The sequence below is a fragment of the Mesorhizobium sp. M7A.F.Ca.US.014.04.1.1 genome (assembly GCF_003998745.1).
Lineage (GTDB): Bacteria > Pseudomonadota > Alphaproteobacteria > Rhizobiales > Rhizobiaceae > Mesorhizobium > Mesorhizobium ciceri.
The window spans coordinates 1-2,753 of record NZ_RZRW01000684.1; the positions used below are offsets into that span (position 1 = coordinate 1).

Sequence of the window (2,753 nt, forward strand, 5' to 3'; positions counted from 1 at the left end):
CGCCGATGGAGATGGGCCGCCTGTTCCGCCGGCACCCGCAGGCGCTGGCCGAGACGCTGCGATTTGCGCAAGAGCTGACTTTTTCGCTCGGCGACCTCCAGTACAACTACCCCGACGAGCCGACGGAATCGGGTCTTGGTCCACAGGCTGAGCTGGCGCGACTGGCGCGGGAGGGAGCGGCGAACCGCTATCCGGCTGGTGTGCCGGATTCCGTGACCAAGCGCATCGAGGAAGAGCTCGCTTTGATCGAACGCCTCAACTATGCCCGCTATTTCCTGACTGTCTACGACATCGTCAAGTTCGCGCGCAGCAAGGATATTCTCTGCCAGGGACGTGGATCAGCCGCCAATTCGGTCGTCTGCTTCTGCATCGGCATCACCGAAGTGGGGCCGGAAAAAATCGATTCGCTCTTCGAGCGCTTCATTTCCGAGGAGAGAAACGAGCCGCCGGATATCGACGTCGATTTCGAGCACGAAAAGCGCGAAACTGTAATCCAGTACATCTACGAGAAATACAGCGGCAAGCGCACGGCACTTGCCGCCGCCGTCATCAGCTATCGCGGCCGTTCGGCGCTGCGCGAAGTGTCGAAGGCGATGGGCCTGTCCGAGGATGTCAGGGCATCGCTTTCCGGCTCGATCTGGGGTTGGTCGACATCGGAGCTTGGCGAGAAGGAAGCCCGCGCCGGCGGCCTCGACCGCACCGACCCGGTGTCGGGGCACGTGATGGAGCGTGCCAATGAGATCATGGGCTTCCCCCGCCATCTCTCCCAGCATGTCGGCGGCTTCGTCATCACCAGGGACCGGCTCGACGAGATTGTGCCTATCGTCAAGACGGCGATGGACGAGCGCAAGATGGTCGAATGGGACAAGGACGATCTCGACGCGGTGAAGATCTTGAAAGTCGACGTGCTGGCGCTCGGCATGCTGACCTGCCTGCAACGCGCCTTCACCTTGCTCACGGATCACTATCCTAATGCGCGGGATGATTATGGGCAGCCCTATGTGTTGGCCACCCTGCCGCCGGAGGACAGGCAGGTCTACAAGATGATCTGTCGCGCCGACACGCTCGGCGTCTTCCAGATCGAATCGCGGGCCCAGATGTCGATGCTGCCGCGCCTCCAGCCGAAAACCTTTTATGATCTCGTCATCGAGGTGGCGATCGTTCGGCCGGGCCCGATCCAGGGCGACATGGTCCATCCCTATCTGCGCCGCCGGCAAGGCAAGGAACAGGCCGAGTATCAAAAGCCGGAGCTGGAAGCGATCCTCAAGAAAACGCTTGGCGTACCGCTGTTCCAGGAACAGGCGATGAATATCGCCATCGTCGCCGGCGGTTTCAAACCGGGCGAAGCCGATGAACTGCGCCGCGCCATGGCCACCTTCAAGCGCACCGGCACCATCGGCAATTACCGCGACCGTATGATCAATGGCATGGTCGGCAAGGGCTACACGAAGGACTTCGCCGAGCGCTGCTTCAAGCAGATCGAGGGCTTTGGCGAATACGGCTTTCCTGAAAGCCATGCTGCTTCCTTCGCCCTGCTCGTCTATGCCTCCTGCTGGTTCAAGACCTTCTATCCCGACGTGTTCTGCGCCGCGATCCTGAATTCGCAGCCGATGGGGTTTTACCAGCCGGCCCAACTCGTGCGCGACGCAAGCGACCATGGCGTCGACATCCGCGACGTCGACGTCAATTTTTCGGTGTGGGATTGTACGTTGGAAAAGGCGCCATTCGATCCGGCCCGCATCCTGCCACGCCATGCCGAAATGCGCGGCGTCATCGAGACAAATCATGCGCTGCGGCTCGGCTTCAGGCAGATCAAGGGCCTGTCGAAGGAGCGCATGGAGGCTTTCGTCGAGCGGCGCGGCTCAGGCTATGTATCCGTCAGGGATGTCTGGCTGCGCTCCGGCCTCGATGTCGGCGAGATCGAAAAACTGGCGCAGGCCGATGCCTTTCGCTCGCTCGGTCTTGACCGTCGCGAAGCCCTGTGGGCGGTGCGCGCGCTCGACGGCAAGAGCGCCGCCGAAAGACTGCCGCTGTTCGACCAGCCGGCGCTTCGCCTGCGCGAGCTGGAACCGGAGACGAGGCTGCCGAAAATGCCGCTCGGCGAGCATGTCATCCACGATTACCGCGCGCTCGGCCTGTCGCTGAAGGCGCATCCGGTCGCCTTCCTGCGCGAGCGGCTCGACCGCGCCGGCGTCATCCCGAATGCGAATCTTCCTTCCGTGCGCGACGGCAGGCGCGTCTCGGTCGCCGGCCTCGTGCTGGTGCGGCAGCGCCCCGGCAAGGGCAATGCGATCTTCCTGACGCTGGAGGACGACAAGGCGGTGGCCAACATCATCTTCTGGCAAAGAACCTTCGACCGCTATCGGCCTATCGTCATGGGGGCCCGGTTCGTCAAGGTCACCGGGAAATTGCAGTCGGAATCGGGTGTGGTCCACATCGTTGCCGAGAAGATCGAGGATCTGACGCCCTGGCTGACCGTGCTTCTGGAGAAGGTCAGCGAGACTGCACCAGTGGTTCCTCCGAGAGACCTCGCCAAGGACGGTTCGGATCGCTCCAGCCCCGCCAAACAAAGCGCGCCGATCCGGCAGGATCTCGCAACGCTGTCGGAAGAAGCGGAACAGGTCATGCCCAAGGGGCGGAATTTTCAGTAGGCAAGGCCATGCCAAGAGCGGAACGAAAGCGGACGTCGGCGATCCTTCGCGCCCCCTCTGTCCTGCCGGCCTATTGGGTACAAGAAACGTGCCCCTCAGCCC

1 protein-coding gene is annotated in these 2,753 nt (G+C 62.4%); it reads left to right on the top strand.

Translation table 11 applies throughout. From position 1 onward, the window contains the following. The coding region (locus tag EOA22_RS29905; protein WP_127390444.1) for an error-prone DNA polymerase at positions 1 to 2,651 on the top strand (2,651 nt) is incomplete at its 5' end. Between the last annotated feature and the right edge of the window lie 102 nt (positions 2,652 to 2,753).